Origin of the sequence: Bacillus sp. Root131, assembly GCF_001429475.1 — a bacterium.
Taxonomy (GTDB): domain Bacteria; phylum Bacillota; class Bacilli; order Bacillales; family Bacillaceae_G; genus Bacillus_A; species Bacillus_A thuringiensis_S.
Genome location: NZ_LMJQ01000009.1, coordinates 64,208 through 85,639 on the forward strand (window position 1 = coordinate 64,208; position 21,432 = coordinate 85,639).

Genomic DNA, 21,432 nt, shown 5'->3' on the forward strand with positions numbered 1-21,432 from the left:
ATGAAAGAGCAAGTATTACAAGTAACAAAAGGTGACTTCGTAGGATCAGCAAGTGGAGCGGTAGTATTAACAGCATTAATCGTATTTCTATCAAGYGTATTAGTATAATAGAAACTTTGTAACAAAAGAAAAAGAAGGGAGAATGARRGATATGAACAGTGAACAAGTGTTTCAAGTAACAAAAACAGATTTATTAGGATCCTTAGGTGGAGCGGTAATATTAACATCATTTATTCTATTCCTTGCAAGTGTATTAGTATGATATATATAAATACAATTATTCAAAAAAAATAAAGACTCTAACGTATTAGTAAGTAGTTAATATGTTGGAGTCTTTTTTATTTTCTTCTTATATACCTTCAAGTATTAAAGTTACCCCATTATTTAGCATTCATGAATAATTAGACGCTGCGGTTGAAACTTGATTCAATGAATAATCAAAAATCCACTGAGTAAAATCCCGATTGGTGAGGGCTGATTAAAGTTTCACTTTATTTCAAAGAGAAAAAAGTCGAATTTTATATGTAAGAAAAAAAGAGGAATTTGACAGAAAAGATAGAAAATTTTAAAGGTCAGAATTTGTTAGCTTGCTAACTAATTTCTATTAATTAATGTTGGAAGCGTTTTCGGTTGGTTTTAAGTATGGACCATTTAATCTATTTACAGGGGGATGAAGATATTATGAAACAAAAATCTATGGATACGCTAGCTGCACAAATGGAGGACTTTTTTCCAGTACGTGATGTAGATCATTTGGAATTTTACGTAGGGAATGCAAAGCAATCGAGTTATTATCTTGCGAGAGCATTCGGATTCAAAATTGTGGCTTACTCTGGATTAGAAACTGGAAACCGTGAAAAGGTATCTTATGTTCTTGTGCAAAAAAATATGCGTTTCGTTGTGTCTGGAGCTTTAAGTAGTGAAAATCGTATTGCAGAGTTTGTAAAGACTCATGGTGATGGCGTGAAGGATGTGGCACTACTTGTTGATGATGTTGATAAAGCATACTCAGAAGCAGTGAAACGTGGTGCCGTCGCAATTGCTCCACCAGAGGAATTAACAGATGAGGACGGTACATTGAAAAAAGCAGTTATTGGTACGTATGGTGATACAATTCATACGCTTGTAGAGCGTAAAAATTATAAAGGGGCATTTATGCCAGGATTCCAAAAGGTAGAGTTTAATATTCCATTTGAAGAGTCTGGTTTAATTGCTGTCGATCATGTAGTTGGTAATGTTGAAAAAATGGAAGAGTGGGTTAGTTATTACGAGAATGTCATGGGCTTTAAACAAATGATTCATTTTGATGATGACGATATTAGTACAGAGTATTCGGCGTTAATGTCGAAAGTTATGACGAATGGAAGCCGTATTAAGTTTCCGATTAACGAACCAGCAGACGGAAAGAGAAAGTCACAAATTCAAGAGTATCTAGAATTCTATAATGGAGCTGGTGTACAGCATCTTGCTTTATTAACAAGTGATATTGTTAAAACGGTTGAAGCGCTTCGTGCAAATGGGGTGGAGTTTTTAGATACACCTGATACTTATTATGATGAGTTAACTGCACGAGTTGGAAAAATCGATGAAGAAATTGATAAGCTAAAAGAATTAAAGATCTTAGTAGATCGTGATGATGAAGGTTACTTACTACAAATCTTTACGAAACCAATTGTAGATCGCCCGACTCTATTTATTGAAATCATTCAACGTAAAGGTTCCCGTGGATTTGGTGAAGGAAACTTTAAAGCGTTATTCGAATCAATTGAAAGAGAACAAGAGCGTCGCGGAAACTTATAAGATTTGTATCCACCAGCAAAAGTCCCTTTGCTGGTGGAAATTTCATTTTTATAAGGAGGAATCAGGATGAAATTTGTTACATTTCGTCTTCCTTCAAAAGAAATACGGGCTGGATGGCTTGAAGGTGACAAAGTAATAGATATGAATCTTGCTAGTGAAGGGAGAATCCCTTCTTCTATGATGGCTTTTTTAGAGAAAGCTGATGAGTATGTAGAAGTAGTGAGGAATGTTAAGAATCCAAATAAGGGTATATATGCTTTAGAAGAAGTACAATTGACAGCTGCTCTTCCTAATCCGAGTAGTATTCGAGATTTTTACGCATTTGAACAACATGTAAAAACAGCTCGCGGACGAAGAGGACTAGATGTTGTGCCTGAATGGTATGATATTCCGGTTTTTTATTTTACTAATCATCGTGCTGTAATTGGTTCCGGTGATTTTGTAATTGGTCCGAAAAAGTCTAAAAAGCTTGATTACGAGTTGGAGATCGCTTGCGTAATAGGAAAAGAAGGGCGAAATATTTCTCGTGAGCAAGCAGAGGAATATATTTTTGGTTATTGTATTATGAACGACTGGAGTGCGAGAGACTTACAAGCAACAGAAATGAAAGTAGGTCTCGGTCCAGCGAAAGGAAAGGACTTTGCAACTTCGTTAGGAGCACATCTTGTTACGAAAGAGGAATTAGATGTTTATCGTAATGGTGATCGATATGATTTAGAAATGACTGCTCATGTAAATGGAAAACTATTATCAAAGGGAAACTTCCAAGATATTTACTATACATTTGCTGAAATGATTGAACGTGCTTCAGAGGACGTTACGTTATATCCAGGAGATGTGATTGGTTCTGGGACAGTAGGAACAGGCTGTATTTTAGAACTTGGTACAGAAGAGTGGCTACAAGATGGAGATGTTGTAGAGCTGTCGATTACTGGTTTAGGTACACTACGTAATACGATCAAAAAAGAAAAGGAAGCGAGTGATGGGCATGTTTTATCGTCACATGGGAGAACTACCTCATAAACGACATGTACAATTTCGTAAAAAAGATGGATCGCTTTATCGTGAACAGGTAATGGGAACAAAAGGTTTTTCTGGTACGCAGTCTATTTTGTATCATCACTATATGCCAACAGAAGTAGGTCATTCTGCATTATCGCATTCTTGTCAGTTGCAGTATGAAGAGGATGTTGCTCTTTCTCATCGCCACTTCCGAACGAAAGAAAATAAAAAAAGTGGTGATGCAATAAGTGGACGAAATTTCATACTTGGAAATGAAGATTTGTTAATTGGAGTAGTGAGCCCAACAGAAAAAATGGATTATTTCTATCGTAATGGTGATGGCGACGAAATGTTATTTGTTCATTATGGAACAGGGAAAATTGAAACGATGTTTGGAACGATTCACTATAGAAAAGGCGACTATGTAACGATCCCAATTGGAACGATTTATCGTGTTATTCCAGATGAAGGAGAGACTAAGTTTCTTGTTGTAGAGGCGAATAGCCAAATTACAACGCCGCGTCGTTATCGAAATGAATACGGACAATTGTTAGAGCATAGTCCGTTTTGTGAAAGAGATCTTCGTGGTCCAGAAAAATTAGAGACCTATGATGAAAAAGGCGATTTTGTCGTAATGACAAAATCAAGAGGTTATATGCACAAACATGTTTTAGGACACCACCCGTTAGATGTTGTTGGATGGGATGGCTATTTGTATCCGTGGGTATTTAATGTAGAGGATTTTGAACCAATTACAGGGCGCATTCATCAGCCGCCGCCAGTACATCAAACATTTGAAGGGCATAATTTTGTTATTTGCTCTTTCGTACCACGTTTATACGATTATCATCCAGAGTCAATTCCGGCACCATATTATCATAGTAATGTTAATAGTGATGAAGTTCTTTACTATGTAGAAGGAAACTTTATGAGTCGCAAAGGTGTGGAAGAAGGTTCTATTACACTTCATCCGAGCGGGATTCCCCATGGGCCGCATCCGGGGAAAACAGAGGCAAGTATAGGGAAGAAAGAGACACTTGAATTAGCTGTTATGATAGACACATTCCGTCCGCTTCGTATTGTAAAACAAGCACATGAAACAGAAGATGAAAAGTATATGTATAGCTGGATTGAACAAGGTTCATATACTGTGAAATAAGTAAAAAAGCATGCTCTCAATAAGGGAGCATGCCTTTTTTTGTGGAATCGACATGTATAATAATACCAAAAAGAGTTGTCGAAAGATATATAGAAAGAATGATAAGGATAGTGCATATTCAGAAGAATTTCTACTTGTTTCGACAAAAGTATTGACTAGGAAAAGCGTAATGAGTAAAATAAAAAAGCGAATTAAAAATTTTCAGAAAATTTAAAACTTGGAGGAGTGAAAGATGAAGCAAATTTTTCAAAAGAAGCCAATTGCAAAGTTAATGCAAGAAAGTAAGCAAAAAACGTTAGCAAGAACATTGGGCGCGCTAGATTTAACTATGCTTGGAATCGGAGCAATTGTTGGAACTGGTATTTTTGTTCTAACGGGTGTTGTGGCAGCGAAACATTCTGGGCCAGCTATTATATTATCATTTGCGATTGCCGCGCTAGCTTGTGCCTTTGCTGCATTTTGTTATGCTGAATTTGCTTCTTCAGTTCCTGTATCGGGCAGTGTGTATACGTATACATACGCGACGATGGGAGAAGTATTCGCATTTTTAATTGGCTGGGATCTAATGCTTGAATATTTACTTGCTACATCTGCTGTAGCAAACGGTTGGTCTGCATATTTTCAATCTTTATTAAAGGGGTTTGGAATTCACATTCCGACTATTCTCTCCTCGGCTCCTGGTACAGGGAAGGGTGGAATAATTGATCTACCTGCAGTTCTAATTATTTTAGTGATGACAGTTCTTTTATCTAGGGGTGTTCGTGAAAGTGCACGAGTAAATAACATTATGGTATTTATTAAAATAGCAGTTGTTCTTATTTTTATCTTTGCTGGTTTTAATTATGTGAAACCTGAAAACTGGACGCCTTTTATGCCGTTTGGTTTAGATGGTGTAATGGCTGGAGCGGCTACAGTATTCTTCGCATTTATAGGATTTGATGCAGTTTCAACAGCGGCAGAAGAAGTGAAACGTCCGCAACGTGATTTACCAATTGGTATTATTGCATCGTTATTAATTTGTACAGTTCTTTATATCGTTGTTTCGCTTATTTTGACAGGAATTGTTCCATACGGACAGTTAAATATATCAGATCCAGTTGCTTTTGCACTTCAATTTATTGGACAAGATGGCTTAGCTGGAGTAATTTCAGTAGGAGCAATTACAGGAATTACAACAGTAATGCTAGTTATGATGTATGGGCAAGTTCGTGTTTCTTATGCGATGAGCCGAGATGGTTTATTACCGAAGCGTCTTGCTAAAGTTCATCCGAAATTTAAAACGCCATTTTTAAATACATGGACAACGGGAATTATTGCGGCACTGATTTCAGGATTAATAGATTTAAATGTTTTAGCACATCTTGTAAACATGGGGACATTGTCAGCATTTGCACTCGTAGCTGTTGCGGTAATTGTAATGAGAAGAACCCATCCAGACTTACCAAGGGCATTTAAGGCTCCGCTTGTACCGTTTTTACCAGCGTTAACAGTGATTTTCTGTTTATACTTAATGCTTCAATTATCGGGGACAGCATGGATTAGTTTTGGGATATGGATGGTTATTGGTATAGCGGTTTACTTCTTATATAGCCGAAAACATAGTGCTTTAAATAATAGTAAAAAAGAAGAAGATGTTGCGAATTTATAAGCGAAAAAAATCCATTCTAATTCTGTTAGAATGGATTTTTTTATTTGAAAATTTACATTTTTCTGAACTTATTATAAGATAATTGTTGGCTAACTAAAGGGGTGAAATGATGAAAAATACGTGGCGTGAGTTAAGGGAGATGGACCGTAACGTATGGATTCGATTTATTGGAGAGACGTTAAATGGAATTGCAATGATGATGTTAATGCCTTTTTTTGCATTATATTTAAAAGATAAGGTAGATTCGTTGTTGGAAGTTGGGGTTATTATGGCGCTTTCTCCAATTGCTGCAAGCTTTGGATCACTTATAGGAGGAAGAATTGCTGACATATATGGAAGAAAACCGATTATGATATTTTCTATGGCAAGTAATGCATTATTAATGCTCGGTTTTCTATTTATAGAAGGATTTATTCCATATGCAATTTTATCTATTTTTTTAGGATTGAGTAATTCTTTATTTCATCCAGCTGCATCAGCTATGGTCGCAGATGTAACGGCACCAGAAAAAAGAACAGAGGCATATGGTTTATTACGAATGGGACACAATATAGGTGCTGCGATTGGTCCGATAATGGGAGCATCAGTAGTTGTGTTGTCAAAGAATCTTGTGTTTATTATTGCCTCTTCTACAATGCTATTTTATGCGTTACTTGTATTACTTCTTATTCAAGAGACGATGCCAAAGAGGACAGATAAGGAAGAACATAAAGAAAAGGAATCTGGGGCAGTTTGGAAAATTGTAATGCGAGATAAGGTATTAATGATTTACTTATTAGCAGGTATTATCATTTCGATGGGGTTTTCTCAAACAGAAGGCATGTTGCCACTACATTTTGATAACGAAATGAAGCGTATTTTTGGAACGAATAATCCATATCCATATTTAATGGCGTTAAACGGACTATTAGTTGTTTTATTCCAATTTCAAATTTCAAAATGGGCTACGGATAAACCAGTCGGGAAGACGATGTTATATGGTGCATGTTTGTTCGGGATTGGATTATTTTTTATAGGGTGGTTACCGAAGTGGTTTGGAGAGTTTAATACAAATGCTACAGTTATTTTAATAACACTACTGTTCGTTTATGCTATATATACGTTAGGTGAGATGATTATGTCGCCTGTACAAATGACATTTGTAGCAAACTTGGCACCTGAGCATTTGAGAGGGACTTATATGGGCGCTGCAAGTTTGCAGTGGATTACAGGAAGCGCATTTGGTCCACTTTTGGGAGGCTTTTTATTAGATCGATTACTTGGCCACTTTCTATTTACAATTTTAGCTGTAGGATGTGTAGTTGCAGGTATTGTATATATTTCTTTAGATCGCCTTGTTGAGCAAAGGCAAAAAGATACACTAACCAAACAATCTTCTTAGTAAATAGGTGACATACACAAAAAAGGGGATTTCTACATATTTTAGGTACATAACTAGATAGGATTACCATTTCATTTTAAAATTCACCTTTGTATAGTAGTGGAATAGAAAAAGTGTAGAAAACCAATAAGTGGTGTCATTTAATTATTTGTGGAAGTTACATTTTATTTCAAATAGGAACTACCTATTTTTATAAAAAGTGCTAAAATAGAAAAATGAAAACAATTGGTTAGGGTGATTTCAGTGACAAAAATTAAATTAGGTTTATTATATGGTGGAAAATCAGCTGAGCATCAAGTTTCGTTACAGACGGCTCTTGCTGCTATTAAAGCGTTAAATCAAGATAAATTCGAGATTCATCCAATTTATATTACAGAACAAGGTCAATGGGTACGTGGTGAGCGTATTGAAGGCGAAGTAACAGATGTTGAAGCTTTAAAAATGAGTAGTGCAGAAAATGCGATTTCTCCGTTATCATTAAGTACAGAGATTATTCCATCTGCAGCTTCTGAGGAAAACGCTATTGACGTTATTTTCCCATTACTACATGGACCAAACGGTGAAGATGGAACGGTTCAAGGACTATTAGAATTGATGAATATTCCTTATGTAGGAAATGGTGTTCTAGCATCATCTGCTGGTATGGATAAAGTTGTTATGAAAAACATCTTTGCAGAGGCTGGTTTAACACAAGCAAAATATGCGTCTTTCATTCGCAGTGCATGGGAAAAAGATCGTGAGGAAGCTTATTCTAAAGTAGAAGATAAGTTAGGATATCCTTGTTTCGTAAAACCAGCAAACCTTGGTTCAAGTGTTGGTATTAATAAGTGTAAAAATCGTGAAGAACTTGAGAATGCATTTGTAGAGGCATTCCAATTTGATCGCAAAATTATTGTAGAAGAAAATATTGTAGGTCGTGAAGTAGAAGTGGGGGTACTAGGTAATGATGAGCCGAAATGTTCAGTTGTAGGTGAAATCGTTCCGAAAAAGGACTTCTATGATTATAAGTCGAAATATATCGATGGTGATACGGCGTTAATTATTCCAGCTGAAATGACAGAAGAAGAATCTGATGTGATTAAGCGTGATGCAATTATTGCGTTCCAATCATTAGATGGTGCAGGCTTAACGCGAGCTGATTTCTTCTTAACGAAAGACGGAGAAGTGTATATTAACGAAGTAAACACTATGCCAGGATTTACACCGTTTAGTATGTTCCCTCTATTATGGCAACATACTGGGTTACCGTATCCAGAGTTAATCGAAGAGCTAATTCGTTTAGCGATTGAACGTCACGAAGAAAAACAAAAAATTAAATATACAATCTAACAAAAAAAGGAGGAAGCACTATTCGTAGGAATAGTGCTTCCTCTATGTAAGGAGCGTTTCTATATGATAAAGCGAATGTTAAAGCAAGTAGAACAGATGGTAAATGGTACTGGATTAGCAGAGCAATATGAGGGAACTATTATTCAAGGCGTGTCTATTGATACGAGAAAAATTGAAAAAGGAAACTTATATGTTCCGATTCAAGGGGAGCGTTTCGATGGACATGCTTTTGTAGATAAAGCAGTTGAAAATGGAGCTGTAGCTACATTATGGATGAAAGATGTAGCAAATCCACCCGAGAATCTTCCGGTTATTTTTGTAGAAGATACGCTATCTGCACTGCAAATGTTAGCGAAAAACTATCGCGATCAATTGGATGTTAAAGTTGTTGGTGTGACAGGTAGTAACGGTAAAACATCCACGAAAGATATTGTGACAAGTATTCTCGCGACTAAGTTCAAAGTTCAAAAAACAGAAGGAAATTTCAATAACCATATTGGGTTACCTCTCACTATTTTAAACTTAGAAGAAAATACAGAAGTAGCTGTATTAGAAATGGGTATGTCAAGCCGAGGAGAGATTGAATTTTTATCTAAGTTAGCTCGTCCTAATGCAGCTATCATTACGAATATTGGTGAGGCACATTTAATGGATTTAGGATCTCGTGAGGCAATTGCTGAAGCGAAATTAGAAATTGTTACAGGGTTACAAGAAGGTGGCGTGTTCGTATATAATGGAGATGAGCCGTTATTAACGAATCGTGTTCCTGAAATGAATTTAGCAGCAGAAACAGTTACGTTTGGTGATGCAAGAGCCAACGATTACTATCCAACAACTGTAACATTACAGGCAACTGGGACACATTTTAAAATGAATAGAGATGAAAATATTTCATTCTACCTACCGGTGTTAGGAAAACATAATGTGTACAATACACTTGCTTCAATGGCAATTGCGACACATTTTGGGGTGACGTGGGAAGAAATGAAACAAGGTTTAGTAACACTTCAAATGACGGGCATGCGTATGGAGATTGTAAAAACGGATAGTGGATTAACAATTATCAACGATGCTTATAATGCAAGTCCGACGGCTATGGAGGCAGCATTCCATTTAATGAATGGTTTAGATGGATTTACTAAAAAAATCGTTGTGCTCGGTGATATGTTAGAACTTGGAAATCAAGAAGTGCAGTTCCATTATGAGGTAGGTAAATTAATCGATCCAGCAAAAATCGCACATGTATTCACATACGGTAGATTAGGAGCTCAAATTGCTGAAGGAGCGAAAATTAATTTCCCTAATGAACGTGTAAAGGCGTATGATAATAAAGAAGAGTTAGTAAGAGATTTACAAGCGGTAGTCGATGCCAAAGATGTTGTATTAATAAAAGCATCTCGCGGTATGAAATTAGAAGAAGTAATTACGATGTTGAAATAATTGGTGTATATAAATAGGGATGATAGTCACGAAAATAGAAGAAACTTATAATAAGCGCTTACAGTAAATGATAAAAAAATAAAAGTAAAGAAAAAGGCCCTGAATATAAAATAAGGTAACAGTTGGGTTTGCTTTTTACACATACAAAACTTATAATTGATAAAGTGTAATAACGTTTAGAAGTATTTTCGTGAAGAATATACGCCCGGTTATATACGTGAGCATTCAGGAAAAGGGCTTTTCCGCAAATTCGGAAAACGCCTTTTTTTAAATGATAAGTATAGGATAGAAAAGGAGAAGTAACATTGACAACATTTCGAGAATTAGGATTAAGTGAGTCTTTACTGCAATCGGTTGAAAGTATGGGCTTTGAAGAGGCTACGCCGATTCAAGCTGAAACAATTCCACATGCATTGCAAGGTAAGGATATTATTGGGCAAGCGCAAACAGGTACAGGGAAAACAGCAGCATTCGGATTACCACTATTAGATAAAGTGGATACAAATAAAGAAGCAGTTCAAGGTATTGTTATCGCGCCAACGCGTGAATTAGCAATTCAAGTTGGAGAAGAGCTATACAAAATTGGTAAACATAAACGTGTTCGTATTCTACCAATTTATGGTGGTCAAGATATTAACCGCCAAATTCGTGCTCTAAAAAAACACCCACACATTATTGTTGGTACGCCGGGTCGTATTTTAGATCATATTAACCGTAAAACACTTCGCTTACAAAACGTAGAGACTGTTGTTCTTGATGAAGCGGATGAAATGTTAAACATGGGCTTCATTGAAGATATTGAAGCGATTTTAACAGATGTGCCAGAAACACATCAAACATTATTATTCTCAGCGACAATGCCAGATCCAATCCGTCGTATTGCTGAGCGTTTCATGACTGAGCCTCAACACATTAAAGTAAAAGCAAAAGAAGTAACAATGCCAAACATTCAGCAGTTCTATTTAGAAGTGCAAGAAAAGAAAAAGTTTGACGTGTTAACACGCTTACTAGATATTCAATCTCCAGAGCTTGCGATCGTATTCGGTCGTACAAAGCGTCGTGTTGATGAATTATCAGAAGCATTAAACTTACGTGGTTATGCAGCAGAAGGTATTCATGGTGACTTAACACAGGCGAAACGTATGTCTGTATTACGTAAATTTAAAGAAGGTGCTATTGAAGTTCTTGTTGCAACAGACGTTGCTGCACGTGGTCTTGATATTTCAGGCGTAACACACGTATACAACTTCGATATCCCACAAGATCCAGAATCATACGTTCACCGTATCGGTCGTACTGGCCGTGCAGGTAAAAAAGGTATTGCAATGTTATTTGTAACACCACGTGAATCAGGACAATTAAAAAATATCGAGCGTACAACAAAACGTAAAGTTGATCGCATGGAAGCACCGACACTTGATGAGGCATTAGAAGGTCAACAACGTTTAATCGCTGAAAAACTTCAAAGCACGATTCAAAATGAGAACTTATCATACTACAAGCGTATTGCAGAAGAAATGTTAGAAGAGAATGACTCTGTAACAGTAGTAGCTGCTGCTTTAAAAATGATGACTAAAGAGCCGGATACAACTCCGATTGCTTTAACATCAGAACCACCAGTTGTTTCAAGAGGTGGCGGTTCTAAAAAACGTGGCGGTAACGGAGGCGGATACCGTGATGGTAACCGTAATCGTAGTCGTGATGGACGCGGTGGTGGCGATGGTCGTAACCGTGATGGACGTAATCGTGACGGAAACCGTGATCGCAATCGTGATGGTGGTAGTCGTGGTCGTAGAGGTGAAGGTCAAGGTCGCCCAGGATCTTCAAATGGACGCGGCGAAAGAAAACATCATAGCCGTCCACAAGCTTAATAAAAAAAGAGAATGCCCTTTGCGGGCATTCTCTTTTTTTATTTCTGTAATTGTGCATACTACATAGTAGTTATGATAGAAAAGGGGCTGTTATATGCTTGTAAGGCTTGGTTACGTTGCGATGAGTGTGCATTTGAAGAATGCATCCCCATCTCAAACGATGACGTACGCACAGTTTCAGAAAATAGATGATCGTGATGCTGCAATTCGTAAACTTGAAAGAATTGCTAATTCCAATTTGGAAAATTGTTTGCGTTTATTAAAGCATAATAAGGGACATGACATATCTTTCTTTCGGCTTAGTTCTAAGCTCATTCCTTTAGCGAATCATGAGGAATTGTTAGAGTGGAACTATATTCGTCCTTTAAAAGAAAAATTGAAAGAATTAGGTGAATATGCAATTCATATGAATATGCGAATTGATTTTCATCCAGATCATTTTGTTGTACTAAATTCACCTGAGGAGAGTGTTTTCAAACAATCTGTAAAGACATTGCAGATGCACAAAAAATTATTAAAAGGCATGGGGATTGAACATAAGCAACGATGTGTACTACATGTTGGAGGAGGGTATAAAGATAAAGAACTTGCATTAGAGCGTTTTATAGAGAATTGGTCTAATGTCCCAAGGGGTATTCAAGAAATGATTATATTAGAAAATGATGATACAACTTTTACGTTAGAGGAAACATTATATTTAGGAGAAAAATTAGATATTCCCGTCGTGTTTGATTTGCATCACCATATGATGAATAATGAGCAAGAAGATTGGTATGAAGATTGGGCACGTGTTGTTCATACGTGGGAAACATCTTTGTTGCCAGTTAAAATGCATATCTCTAGCCCTAGAGAGGGAAAAGATCCAAGAGCTCATGCAGATTATATTAATGTAGACGCATTTTTATCTTTTTTAAGAAGGATAAAGGGAAGTGTTCCGCAAATTGATTGTATGATTGAGGCGAAGATGAAGGATGAGTCTTTATTTCAATTAATGAGGGATTTAAGCGAACAGGTAGATGTAGAAATTATCGATGGTGCAAGCTTTTATATTAAATAAGCTTTGCACCATCGTTTTTTTTGGTTAAAAAAGGAGTTAAAATGCCGCCGGTTATTAAACCTGTTAAATGACTGATCGGATTGGCGGAAGGGTTAAAGAAAGTAAATAGCAGTAATAGAAGTATCATAATTGAGAAAATGGCAATTTCTTTTGGTTGTGAAGAGTGGTAACGATTGTACAATAAAAATAATTGTGCGCCTAATAGTCCGAAAATCCCACCTGATGCACCTGCGTGAATATATTCAGGTGGCATAATAATATAAGAAGAAATATTTCCAGAAATTCCAGAAATAAAAAATAGAATAAAAAAAGAAAAGTGTCCGAGTTGCTTTTCGATAGAAGAACCAAGTGCAAACAAAAAAATACTATTAGAAAGAAAATGTTGTAAGTCTACGTGTACCAGAAGGGAAGTTATGACACGCCACCATTCTCCTTTAGCGATATATTCATTAGAGGCTGCCAGTGGGAAGAGGAAAAAGTCGCCTAATATCATCAGGACTAAGTGAATAAGAAGTAAGGTGAGAATAGTCGATTGTAAAGAAATCTGAGTGGATCTTATTAGCATACGGTTACTATCACCCCTTTTGCATCAGAAAGATTCTCTGTTATTCTTATCAATATGAAAGAAGAAAGTTAAATAGAAGAAGGGGATTTTGAAATGATTATAGGGATTGGAATCGATATTATTGAATTAAATCGTATTGAAAAAATGCTAGATGGAAAGCTTAAATTTATGGAACGTATTTTAACAGAAAATGAACGTAATGTTGCTATGGAGCTGAAAGGAAGTCGCCTTACAGAGTTTGTAGCTGGAAGATTTGCAGCGAAAGAGGCATATTCAAAAGCTGTAGGTACTGGTATCGGGAAAGAAGTGAGCTTTTTAGATGTTGAAGTGAAAAATGATGAAAGAGGTAAGCCGATTCTGATTACAAGTACAGAGTATGTTGTTCATTTATCAATTAGTCATAGTAAGGAATTTGCTGTTGCTCAAGTTGTTTTAGAAAGCTCGTCACGCTAGTCTGCATATTTTATATCTTTGTCTCATATATTTGAGGTAGCGATAAGGAAGGTACATCTTCCATTCATTTATAGGGGCAAAGGGGCTGAAGTGATGAAAAGGCGTCTGTTTTTAGTTCTTGTCGGTTTGTTGACCGTTTTTGTATTGGCGGGTTGTGTGGAAAAGAAACAAGATGATGTCGTGAAAGATTTAGAAGCGAAAGTAAAAGGGATGAAAAGTTATCAAGCTGAAGCGAAATTATCTATTAAAACAGGAAATGAGCCTCAGGAGTATAACGTAGAAATTTGGCATAAGGAACCGTCTTTTTATCGTGTGAATTTAAAGAATGCAAAAAAAGATCAGAGCCAAATCATTTTAAGAAATGAAGAAGGTGTATTTGTATTAACGCCAGCACTTAATAAGAGCTTCCGTTTTCAAAGTGATTGGCCGCAAAATAGCAGCCAGGCTTATTTATATGAATCACTTGTAAGAGATATTTTGCAGGATAAGAAAAACCTTACTTTCGAGAAAACAGATAAGTATTATATTTTTAAAACAAAAACAAACTATCAACATCAAAATATGTTGCCGAAACAAGAGATTACACTGAAGAAGAGCGATTTGACTCCAGTTTCAGTGAAGTTAATGGATAATGATCAAAATGTTCTTGTAAAAGTAGATTTCTCTAAGGTAAAATTCGATGCGAAATTTGATAAAGGTGCATTTGATACGAAACAAAATATGTCTAGAGCGCAGGTAGATGTTCAAACAACAGCGAAAGAAGACAAACCGTTTGCTACTTTGTATCCGCTTGATACACCACAAGGTATGACTCTGCAAGATGAAAAAGAGTTGAAGACAGACAGTGGCAAGCGTGCGATACTCACATACACTGGAAATAAGAAATCCTTTACTTTAATACAAGAAAAGGCAAAAGTTGCAGAGGCTTCATCAGCGGTAAGTGTAAGTGGAGAACCGGTTGATCTTGGGTTTACGATTGGTGCGTTGACGAAAGACTCTGTAACGTGGTCGTATAACGGAGTAGAATATATGCTCGTGTCTAAAGGTTTAGAGCCGAAGGAGCTGTTAATGGTTGCTCGTTCAGTTACAGCGAAGCAGGTGAAGTAAACTTCTTAGACGTGGTGATATATGTGCACCACGTCTTTTCTTAGTTTGAAGGTGGATTTCATAAAAGAAGCATATAAAAGAATAAGCTTCGCATATCGTGTATAAGGAAGTGTATTTATGGAAGAAGCACCATTTTATCGTGACACGTGGGTGGAAGTGGATTTAGATGCCATTTATAACAACGTTACACATATTAAAGAGTTCATCCCAAGTGATGTAGAGATTTTTGCTGTAGTTAAAGCGAACGCATATGGGCACGATTATGTACCGGTTGCTAAAACGGCATTAGAAGCGGGTGCAACAAGGTTAGCTGTTGCTTTTTTAGATGAAGCTCTAGTGCTTCGGAGGGCCGGTATTACTGTGCCGATTTTAGTGTTAGGTCCCTCGCCGCCGCGTGATGTAAATGTAGCTGCTGAAAATGATGTAGCGCTAACTGTTTTTCAAAAAGAATGGGTGGACGAAGCAATTAAACTTTGGGATGGTTCATCTGTAATGAAATTTCATATTAATTTTGATAGTGGTATGGGGAGAATTGGAATACGTGAAAGAAAAGAGCTGAAAGAATTTTTAAGGAGTTTAGAAGGTGCACCGTTTTTAGAGTTAGAAGGAGTATACACGCATTTTGCAACGGCAGATGAGGTTGAGACTTCGTATTTTGATAAGCAATATAACACGTTCTTAGAGCAGTTAAGTTGGTTGAAAGAATTCGGAGTGGATCCTAAGTTTGTCCATACAGCTAATAGTGCTGCCACGTTACGTTTTCAAGGGATTACATTTAATGCAGTGCGAATTGGGATTGCAATGTATGGATTATCTCCTTCTGTAGAAATACGTCCTTTTTTACCATTTGAATTAGAACCGGCGCTATCACTGCATACGAAAGTAGCTCATATTAAACAGGTGATTAAAGGTGATGGAATTAGTTATAACGTCACTTATCGAACGAAAACTGAAGAATGGATCGCGACTGTAGCGATTGGTTATGCAGATGGATGGCTTAGAAGATTACAAGGATTTGAAGTGCTTATAAATGGTAAAAGGGTACCGATTGTAGGGCGAGTAACAATGGATCAGTTCATGATTCATCTTCCTTGTGAAGTGCCGCTTGGTACGAAAGTTACGCTTATTGGAAGGCAGGGAGATGAGTATATTAGCGCTACAGAGGTTGCGGAATATTCAGGGACTATTAATTATGAAATTATTGCAACGATCAGTTTCCGTGTGCCAAGAATATTTATACGGAATGGTAAGATTGTAGAGATAATTAATTACTTGAACAATATATAGAAGGTAGCATGATTGCTTCTTGTCATTGGAGTGACTGTTCATTGCTGGATAATAAGCTCTTTTTGATGAGAAGCTTTTTACTTATAATCATTTTTTATATAAGTTACACGTAAGTTTTGAAGAGGAGTTCTATTGTTTTTAGTTAGTTATGAGATAAAAAATTTAAGAAGATGAATGTTTTGTTTGTGAATTGGAAAACATAAGCAAGGAATAAGGAAGTCTTTGCAACAGGCTCCATACAATGGTATTATTACAATAGGTGTCATATATATATTTGGGTGTGTAGTTGACGGTGGAGGTGTATTTTTGTGTCCGAATCAAGTGTAACTACTGAAATCGTGGTTCGGTTGCCAAAGCAAATGGTAACGGAATTGGACGGAATTGGAAAACAAGAGAATAAGAATCGCCATGAACTAATTTGCCAGGCAACACAATTGTTATTGCGTCAACATAAGACGAAGAAACGCTACCAACATGAATCAATGCGACGTGGGTATATTGAAATGGGAAAAATTAATCTTGGTATTGCATCTGAAGCTTTCTTAGCGGAGTATGAAGCAGCTCATACAGTAGAACGCTTAGTTAGCGGGGGGTAATATTTTGATTGTAAAACGCGGCGACGTGTATTTTGCAGACCTTTCCCCAGTTGTTGGTTCTGAGCAAGGAGGCGTTCGTCCGGTTCTTGTCATTCAAAATGACATCGGAAATCGTTTTAGTCCAACGGTGATTGTAGCGGCTATTACTGCACAGATTCAAAAAGCGAAATTACCCACTCATGTGGAAATTGATGCGAAAAAGTATGGTTTTGAGAGAGATTCTGTTATTTTACTTGAGCAGATTCGAACAATCGATAAGCAACGCTTAACGGACAAAATCACTCATTTAGATGAAGTGATGATGAGTCGTGTAGATGAAGCGTTACAAATTAGTTTAGGACTAATAGATTTTTAAATCGGCAGTTTAAGTTGCTCTCTTTGAAGGGCAACTTTTTTTATTATAGAGGAGGTTACGGTTGTATATGGAAATGGTAGATAATCGACAAGCGTTAATGAAAATGTTAGTGAAAGAATTAGGCTTTAGCGAAAAGCAAGTTCGTCATGTTATTCAATTAACAGAAGAAGGTAACACAGTTCCATTTATTGCTCGTTACCGAAAAGAATGGACAGGCTCTTTAGATGAGGTGCAAATTCGTGCGATTTTAGAGAGATGGCAATATATGATGCAACTTGAAGATAGGAAGGAAGAAGTTATTCGTCTTATTGGTGAGAAGGGAAAACTGACAGGAGAGCTAAGGCTGCAAATTGTTAAAGCTACAAAGTTGCAGGAAGTAGAAGATTTATATCGTCCATATAAAGAGAAAAGAAGAACGAAAGCAACGATTGCAAAAGAAAAAGGGTTAGAACCGTTAGCTGAATGGTTATTGTTATATAAGAAAGAAGATCCGGCTAAAAAGGCAGTGGAATTTATTAATGCAGAGAAAGAAGTGCAATCTGCAGAAGAAGCTTTACAAGGTGCACAAGACATTATTGCAGAAATGATTTCAGATGAAGCTACGTATCGTAGTTGGATTCGAAATATTACTTTTAGAAAAGGTATTATGTCTTCGTCTGTAAAAGGTGAAGAAAAAGATGAAAAGAATATATATGAAATGTATTACAGTTATGAAGAACCATTGCAAAAAGTAGTACCACATCGTGTATTAGCAATGAATCGCGGTGAGAAAGAAGATATATTGAGAGTTTCTGTTGTCCCACCAGTAGATGAGATATTAAATTTCTTAAATAAGAAAGTAATTCGTGATAACGATTCTAAAAGTGCGCATTATGTACAATTAGCGATTGAAGATGGTTATAAACGATTAATTCAATCTTCAATTGAAAGAGAAATTCGTAAAGAATTAACAGAAACAGCTGAAGAACAAGCGATACATATTTTCTCTGAGAACTTACGTAACTTATTATTACAACCTCCGATGAAAGGGAAAGTCGTGCTAGCGGTAGACCCGGCATATAGAACTGGTTGTAAATTATCTGTAGTAGATGATACGGGGAAAGTACTACATATTGATGTTATTTATCCGCATCCGCCTGTTCGTAAATATGATGACGCAAAAACGAAAGTTCTTTCTATTATAGATAAATATCAAGTTGAAATGATTGCAATTGGTAATGGGACAGCATCTAGAGAAACAGAGGAATTTATAGTAGATGTATTGCAAAGTGTGAAACAGGAAGTCTTTTATATTATTGTAAATGAAGCGGGTGCTAGTGTATATTCAGCTTCTGATTTAGCCCGTGAAGAATTCCCAAATTTACAAGTTGAAGAGAGAAGTGCTGTTTCTATTGGAAGACGTCTGCAAGATCCACTGGCTGAACTTGTGAAAATTGATCCTAAATCAGTTGGAGTTGGACAATACCAACATGATGTATCTCAAAAGAGATTGAATGAGTCATTAACATTTGTAGTAGAGACAGCTGTTAACCAAGTTGGGGTTAATGTAAATACGGCTTCGGTTGCATTGTTACAATATGTTTCAGGTTTATCGAAAACTGTTGCGAAAAATATTGTGGCAAAGAGAGAAGAGGATGGGAAATTCACAAAGCGCACGGAATTAAAGAAAATCCCACGTTTAGGTGCAAAGACGTACGAACAATGTATAGGTTTCTTGCGTATATTAGAAGGAGCGAATCCATTAGATCGGACAGGTATTCATCCTGAACAATATAAAAATGTTGAATTGTTATTGAAGAGTTTAGGGTTATCGATAGATGACGTAGGACAACCGCAATTACAAAAGAGATTGGAAGAAGTAGAGATTTCTAAGTTGTCTCAAGAAACGAGAGTTGGGGAGCCGACGTTAGTTGATATTATAGATGCACTCATTAGTCCAGAACGAGATACGAGGGATGAGTTGCCTAAACCACTTCTGAAAAAAGGGATTTTGAAATTAGAAGATTTAAAACGTGGTATGGAACTAGAAGGAACAGTGCGTAACGTTGTTGATTTTGGTGCTTTTGTTGATGTTGGCGTAAAGCAAGATGGTTTAGTGCATATTTCTAAGCTTAGCAAACAGTTTGTAAAGCATCCGTTAGATGTTGTATCAGTAGGACAAATTGTAAAAGTATGGGTAGATGATATTGATACAAAAAAAGGACGCGTTGCACTATCTATGTTGCCGATTGAATAGTAAGAGAAGAGAGCAGATAAAACTGCTCTTTTTTTATAGAATAAAAAGTGTAATGGATCATGAGTTTTGATGTATTTTGCTATAATAAAACCAGCATTCATTTAGCAATTTAATTTGATACCGGTTTTTTTCGAAATATGCACGTTGCATCTGTTTTTTTAGCCACGTAGGCATAGGAATCCCTCCTTGTTTAATCCTACTCTCAAAAATCTAAAGTACTATTAATGAGAGGTTGGTGAGTGGATTTCTATTCATGTTGTGTTTTTAGAAACCACGCGTCTTGAATGAGGATGGGTATATGTACTATTTAATATATGTATAAGAAGCGTGAAAAGTGTAAAAATATTTTTTTGTTTAGGAGGAATGAGAATGGACGAGAAAGAAATTCAACGGCTAGTGGAAGAAGTATCGCTACAATACTTCGGAATGCCATTTTTACATAAAGTAAAGTTCAATAGTAGGTTGCGTACAACTGGCGGGCGTTATCTGTTGAAGAGTCACAATGTTGAACTGAATTATCGATATTACGAAATGTATGGTAAGGAGGAATTAATCGGAATCATCAAACATGAACTGTGTCATTATCACTTGCATATTACAGGAAGAGGGTATAAGCACAGGGACAGAGATTTTCGTGAGTTGTTAAAGAAAGTTGATGCACCTCGTTTTTGTAAACGAATGATTAATGAAGAGAAGGAAAAAAAGATTTATAAGTATGAATGTATGGAGTGTTTACTTCAATATGTAAGAAGGCGTCAAATAAATACAAAAAGATATGTCTGCGGAAAGTGTAAAGGGAAACTCAAACCGATATCGAAAACATCTTGACAGTAAAAACGCAATCCAGTATATTATAAACATGTCACGTTTGAACAAGATGTTGTTAAAAACTTCTTGACTTACAGAAAGAAATTTTATAAGATACAAATTGTCTTCATTATTCCGCAGTAGCTCAGTGGTAGAGCTATCGGCTGTTAACCGATCGGTCGTAGGTTCGAGTCCTACCTGCGGAGCCATACAGAGAAGTACCCAAGTGGCTCAAGGGGCTCCCCTGCTAAGGGAGTAGATCGCTAACGCGGTGCGAGGGTTCGAATCCCTTCTTCTCTGCCATACATATTGGCCCGTTGGTCAAGTGGTTAAGACACCGCCCTTTCACGGCGGTAACACGGGTTCGAATCCCGTACGGGTCACCACTTCGGAGGATTAGCTCAGCTGGGAGAGCACCTGCCTTACAAGCAGGGGGTCGGCGGTTCGATCCCGTCATCCTCCACCATATGAATTTTATATGAATAGTATCATCGCGGGGTGGAGCAGTACGGTAGCTCGTCGGGCTCATAACCCGAAGGTCGCAGGTTCAAATCCTGTCCCCGCAACCAAATGGTCCCGTGGTGTAGTGGTTAACATGCCTGCCTGTCACGCAGGAGATCGCCGGTTCGACCCCGGGTGGGCTATAGCCAAGCGGTAAGGCAACGGACTTTGACTCCGTCATGCGCTGGTTCGAATCCAGCTAGCCCAGCCATTTACGAGCCATTAGCTCAGTTGGTAGAGCATCTGACTTTTAATCAGAGGGTCGAAGGTTCGAATCCTTCATGGCTCACTTTTTTGTTTTTTCCGCGCGGTCGTGGCGGAACGGCAGACGCGCTAGGTTGAGGGCCTAGTGGGGGAAACCCCGTGGAGGTTCAAGTCCTCTCGGCCGCATCAAAAAAATCTTAAAAAAGTACTTGCATTTGAAAATGTAGTATGATAAGATAATTGAGTCGCCAAAATACAACGACGAAAAAACATCATGAATAAGCGCCCGTAGCTCAATTGGATAGAGCGTTTGACTACGGATCAAGAGGTTAGGGGTTCGACTCCTCTCGGGCGCGCCAATTACGGGAAGTGGCTCAGCTTGGTAGAGCACCTGGTTTGGGACCAGGGGGTCGCAGGTTCAAATCCTGTCTTCCCGACCACGCGGGTGTAGTTTAGTGGTAAAACAAGAGCCTTCCAAGCTCTGGTCGAGAGTTCGATTCTCTTCACCCGCTTTTAGTTCTTTGAAAACTGAACGAAACAAACAACGTGAAACGTCAATTTTTATTTTTAGATGCTAGACAAACTAACTTTATTGGAGAGTTTGATCCTGGCTCAGGATGAACGCTGGCGGCGT

At 37.3% G+C, this 21,432-nt stretch carries 19 protein-coding genes, 11 tRNA genes and 1 pseudogene; 29 read left to right on the forward strand and 2 right to left on the reverse strand.

Annotation, left to right across the window (positions count from 1 at the left end; genetic code table 11):
• The 11 genes and pseudogenes from ASE54_RS20025 to uvsE all read left to right on the forward strand — a co-directional run.
• Window positions 1–108 (forward strand): annotated as a pseudogene (locus ASE54_RS20025) (DUF3948 family protein); the annotation flags it as partial.
• A gap of 43 nt (window positions 109–151) precedes the next feature.
• Entirely contained in the window at window positions 152–262 is a 111-nt protein-coding gene (locus ASE54_RS20030; RefSeq protein ID WP_001083691.1) for a DUF3948 family protein, read from the forward strand.
• Window positions 263–681: 419 nt separating this feature from the next.
• On the forward strand, window positions 682–1,800 hold the full coding sequence (gene hppD / locus ASE54_RS20035; RefSeq protein ID WP_000810920.1) for a 4-hydroxyphenylpyruvate dioxygenase: 1,119 nt from the start codon (window positions 682–684) through the stop codon (window positions 1,798–1,800).
• Window positions 1,801–1,866: 66 nt separating this feature from the next.
• Complete coding sequence (locus tag ASE54_RS20040; protein WP_000673996.1) at window positions 1,867–2,823, forward strand: fumarylacetoacetate hydrolase family protein; 957 nt, start codon at window positions 1,867–1,869, stop codon at window positions 2,821–2,823.
• Window positions 2,789–3,961 carry a homogentisate 1,2-dioxygenase gene (locus ASE54_RS20045; protein ID WP_012614724.1) on the forward strand — a complete coding sequence of 391 codons (1,173 nt, stop codon included), beginning with the start codon at window positions 2,789–2,791 and terminating at the stop codon, window positions 3,959–3,961. Before ASE54_RS20040 ends, ASE54_RS20045 begins: the two co-directional genes overlap by 35 nt.
• A 232-nt stretch (window positions 3,962–4,193) precedes the next feature.
• Window positions 4,194–5,609, forward strand: a complete 1,416-nt coding sequence (locus tag ASE54_RS20050; protein WP_000809361.1) for an amino acid permease — start codon at window positions 4,194–4,196, stop codon at window positions 5,607–5,609.
• Window positions 5,610–5,718: 109 nt separating this feature from the next.
• Complete coding sequence (locus ASE54_RS20055) at window positions 5,719–6,990, forward strand: MFS transporter (RefSeq protein WP_000799722.1); 1,272 nt, start codon at window positions 5,719–5,721, stop codon at window positions 6,988–6,990.
• Window positions 6,991–7,233: 243 nt separating this feature from the next.
• The gene (locus ASE54_RS20060) at window positions 7,234–8,319 is read left to right on the forward strand and encodes a D-alanine--D-alanine ligase (protein ID WP_000161435.1); all 1,086 of its coding nucleotides are present in this window, start codon (window positions 7,234–7,236) and stop codon (window positions 8,317–8,319) included.
• Window positions 8,320–8,382: 63 nt separating this feature from the next.
• Window positions 8,383–9,759, forward strand: coding sequence for a UDP-N-acetylmuramoyl-tripeptide--D-alanyl-D-alanine ligase (gene murF / locus ASE54_RS20065; protein ID WP_000595968.1), 1,377 nt, complete (start codon window positions 8,383–8,385; stop codon window positions 9,757–9,759).
• 305 nt (window positions 9,760–10,064) lie between these two features.
• Window positions 10,065–11,630, forward strand: a complete 1,566-nt coding sequence (locus ASE54_RS20070) for a DEAD/DEAH box helicase (RefSeq protein ID WP_000206601.1) — start codon at window positions 10,065–10,067, stop codon at window positions 11,628–11,630.
• Between the two features lie 94 nt (window positions 11,631–11,724).
• Window positions 11,725–12,687, forward strand: a complete 963-nt coding sequence (uvsE, locus tag ASE54_RS20075) for a UV DNA damage repair endonuclease UvsE (protein WP_000961146.1) — start codon at window positions 11,725–11,727, stop codon at window positions 12,685–12,687.
• On the opposite strand, the gene ASE54_RS20080 is transcribed toward uvsE, so the two are convergent.
• Complete coding sequence (locus tag ASE54_RS20080) at window positions 12,680–13,252, reverse strand: rhomboid family intramembrane serine protease (RefSeq protein WP_000908528.1); 573 nt, start codon at window positions 13,250–13,252, stop codon at window positions 12,680–12,682. The two genes, uvsE and ASE54_RS20080, sit on opposite strands and share 8 nt — an antisense overlap.
• A 93-nt stretch (window positions 13,253–13,345) precedes the next feature.
• On the opposite strand from ASE54_RS20080, the gene acpS reads away from it, so the two are divergent.
• The 6 genes from acpS to ASE54_RS20110 all read left to right on the forward strand — a co-directional run bounded on the left by acpS (window position 13,346) and on the right by ASE54_RS20110 (window position 19,286).
• Window positions 13,346–13,705: a holo-ACP synthase gene (gene acpS, locus ASE54_RS20085; protein ID WP_000583420.1), complete on the forward strand. Its 360-nt coding sequence runs from the start codon at window positions 13,346–13,348 to the stop codon at window positions 13,703–13,705.
• Between the two features lie 156 nt (window positions 13,706–13,861).
• Window positions 13,862–14,812 carry an outer membrane lipoprotein carrier protein LolA gene (locus tag ASE54_RS20090; RefSeq protein WP_003309006.1) on the forward strand — a complete coding sequence of 317 codons (951 nt, stop codon included), beginning with the start codon at window positions 13,862–13,864 and terminating at the stop codon, window positions 14,810–14,812.
• 117 nt (window positions 14,813–14,929) lie between these two features.
• Entirely contained in the window at window positions 14,930–16,099 is a 1,170-nt protein-coding gene (alr, locus tag ASE54_RS20095) for an alanine racemase (RefSeq protein ID WP_000390594.1), read from the forward strand.
• Between the two features lie 308 nt (window positions 16,100–16,407).
• A complete protein-coding gene (locus ASE54_RS20100) occupies window positions 16,408–16,695 on the forward strand; it encodes an antitoxin EndoAI (protein WP_000004570.1) in 288 nt (95 codons plus the stop codon).
• A 4-nt stretch (window positions 16,696–16,699) separates the two neighbouring features.
• The gene (ndoA, locus tag ASE54_RS20105) at window positions 16,700–17,050 is read left to right on the forward strand and encodes a type II toxin-antitoxin system endoribonuclease NdoA (RefSeq protein ID WP_000635965.1); all 351 of its coding nucleotides are present in this window, start codon (window positions 16,700–16,702) and stop codon (window positions 17,048–17,050) included.
• A gap of 67 nt (window positions 17,051–17,117) precedes the next feature.
• The gene (locus ASE54_RS20110) at window positions 17,118–19,286 is read left to right on the forward strand and encodes a Tex family protein (RefSeq protein ID WP_000426211.1); all 2,169 of its coding nucleotides are present in this window, start codon (window positions 17,118–17,120) and stop codon (window positions 19,284–19,286) included.
• A 57-nt stretch (window positions 19,287–19,343) separates the two neighbouring features.
• Here ASE54_RS20110 and cmpA read toward each other — a convergent pair whose 3' ends face one another.
• Window positions 19,344–19,460 (reverse strand): cortex morphogenetic protein CmpA, encoded by a 117-nt coding sequence (cmpA, locus tag ASE54_RS34940; RefSeq protein ID WP_001143640.1) that lies wholly within the window; start codon window positions 19,458–19,460, stop codon window positions 19,344–19,346.
• A 195-nt stretch (window positions 19,461–19,655) separates the two neighbouring features.
• Between cmpA and ASE54_RS20115 the strand changes: the two genes are divergently transcribed.
• From ASE54_RS20115 to ASE54_RS20175, 12 genes are all read left to right on the forward strand, one after another.
• On the forward strand, window positions 19,656–20,114 hold the full coding sequence (locus ASE54_RS20115) for a SprT family protein (RefSeq protein ID WP_000343552.1): 459 nt from the start codon (window positions 19,656–19,658) through the stop codon (window positions 20,112–20,114).
• Window positions 20,115–20,227: 113 nt separating this feature from the next.
• Window positions 20,228–20,302, forward strand: a tRNA-Asn gene (locus ASE54_RS20120).
• A gap of 3 nt (window positions 20,303–20,305) precedes the next feature.
• Window positions 20,306–20,396: transfer RNA gene (locus ASE54_RS20125), tRNA-Ser, on the forward strand.
• Window positions 20,397–20,404: 8 nt separating this feature from the next.
• Window positions 20,405–20,479 (forward strand) — tRNA-Glu (locus ASE54_RS20130).
• Between the two features lie 4 nt (window positions 20,480–20,483).
• Window positions 20,484–20,559, forward strand: a tRNA-Val gene (locus ASE54_RS20135).
• 26 nt (window positions 20,560–20,585) lie between these two features.
• A tRNA-Met gene (locus tag ASE54_RS20140) sits at window positions 20,586–20,662 on the forward strand.
• 68 nt (window positions 20,663–20,730) lie between these two features.
• Window positions 20,731–20,805, forward strand: a tRNA-Gln gene (locus ASE54_RS20150).
• A 5-nt stretch (window positions 20,806–20,810) separates the two neighbouring features.
• Window positions 20,811–20,883: transfer RNA gene (locus ASE54_RS20155), tRNA-Lys, on the forward strand.
• A gap of 18 nt (window positions 20,884–20,901) precedes the next feature.
• Window positions 20,902–20,984, forward strand: a tRNA-Leu gene (locus ASE54_RS20160).
• A gap of 96 nt (window positions 20,985–21,080) precedes the next feature.
• A tRNA-Arg gene (locus tag ASE54_RS20165) sits at window positions 21,081–21,157 on the forward strand.
• 4 nt (window positions 21,158–21,161) lie between these two features.
• A tRNA-Pro gene (locus ASE54_RS20170) sits at window positions 21,162–21,238 on the forward strand.
• 1 nt (window position 21,239) lies between these two features.
• Window positions 21,240–21,310, forward strand: a tRNA-Gly gene (locus tag ASE54_RS20175).
• Window positions 21,311–21,432 lie beyond the last annotated feature (122 nt).

Bases quoted from the DNA above. Each gene is read 5' to 3' on its own strand.
- ASE54_RS20030 (WP_001083691.1), top strand. From the start codon at position 152: ATGAACAGTGAACAAGTGTTTCAAGTAACAAAAACAGATTTATTAGGA.
- hppD (WP_000810920.1), top strand. From the start codon at position 682: ATGAAACAAAAATCTATGGATACGCTAGCTGCACAAATGGAGGACTTT.
- ASE54_RS20040 (WP_000673996.1), top strand. From the start codon at position 1,867: ATGAAATTTGTTACATTTCGTCTTCCTTCAAAAGAAATACGGGCTGGA.
- ASE54_RS20045 (WP_012614724.1), top strand. From the start codon at position 2,789: ATGTTTTATCGTCACATGGGAGAACTACCTCATAAACGACATGTACAA.
- ASE54_RS20050 (WP_000809361.1), top strand. From the start codon at position 4,194: ATGAAGCAAATTTTTCAAAAGAAGCCAATTGCAAAGTTAATGCAAGAA.
- ASE54_RS20055 (WP_000799722.1), top strand. From the start codon at position 5,719: ATGAAAAATACGTGGCGTGAGTTAAGGGAGATGGACCGTAACGTATGG.
- murF (WP_000595968.1), top strand. From the start codon at position 8,383: ATGATAAAGCGAATGTTAAAGCAAGTAGAACAGATGGTAAATGGTACT.
- uvsE (WP_000961146.1), top strand. From the start codon at position 11,725: ATGCTTGTAAGGCTTGGTTACGTTGCGATGAGTGTGCATTTGAAGAAT.
- ASE54_RS20080 (WP_000908528.1), bottom strand. From the start codon at position 13,252: ATGCTAATAAGATCCACTCAGATTTCTTTACAATCGACTATTCTCACC.
- acpS (WP_000583420.1), top strand. From the start codon at position 13,346: ATGATTATAGGGATTGGAATCGATATTATTGAATTAAATCGTATTGAA.
- alr (WP_000390594.1), top strand. From the start codon at position 14,930: ATGGAAGAAGCACCATTTTATCGTGACACGTGGGTGGAAGTGGATTTA.
- ASE54_RS20110 (WP_000426211.1), top strand. From the start codon at position 17,118: ATGGAAATGGTAGATAATCGACAAGCGTTAATGAAAATGTTAGTGAAA.
- cmpA (WP_001143640.1), bottom strand. From the start codon at position 19,460: ATGCCTACGTGGCTAAAAAAACAGATGCAACGTGCATATTTCGAAAAA.
- ASE54_RS20115 (WP_000343552.1), top strand. From the start codon at position 19,656: ATGGACGAGAAAGAAATTCAACGGCTAGTGGAAGAAGTATCGCTACAA.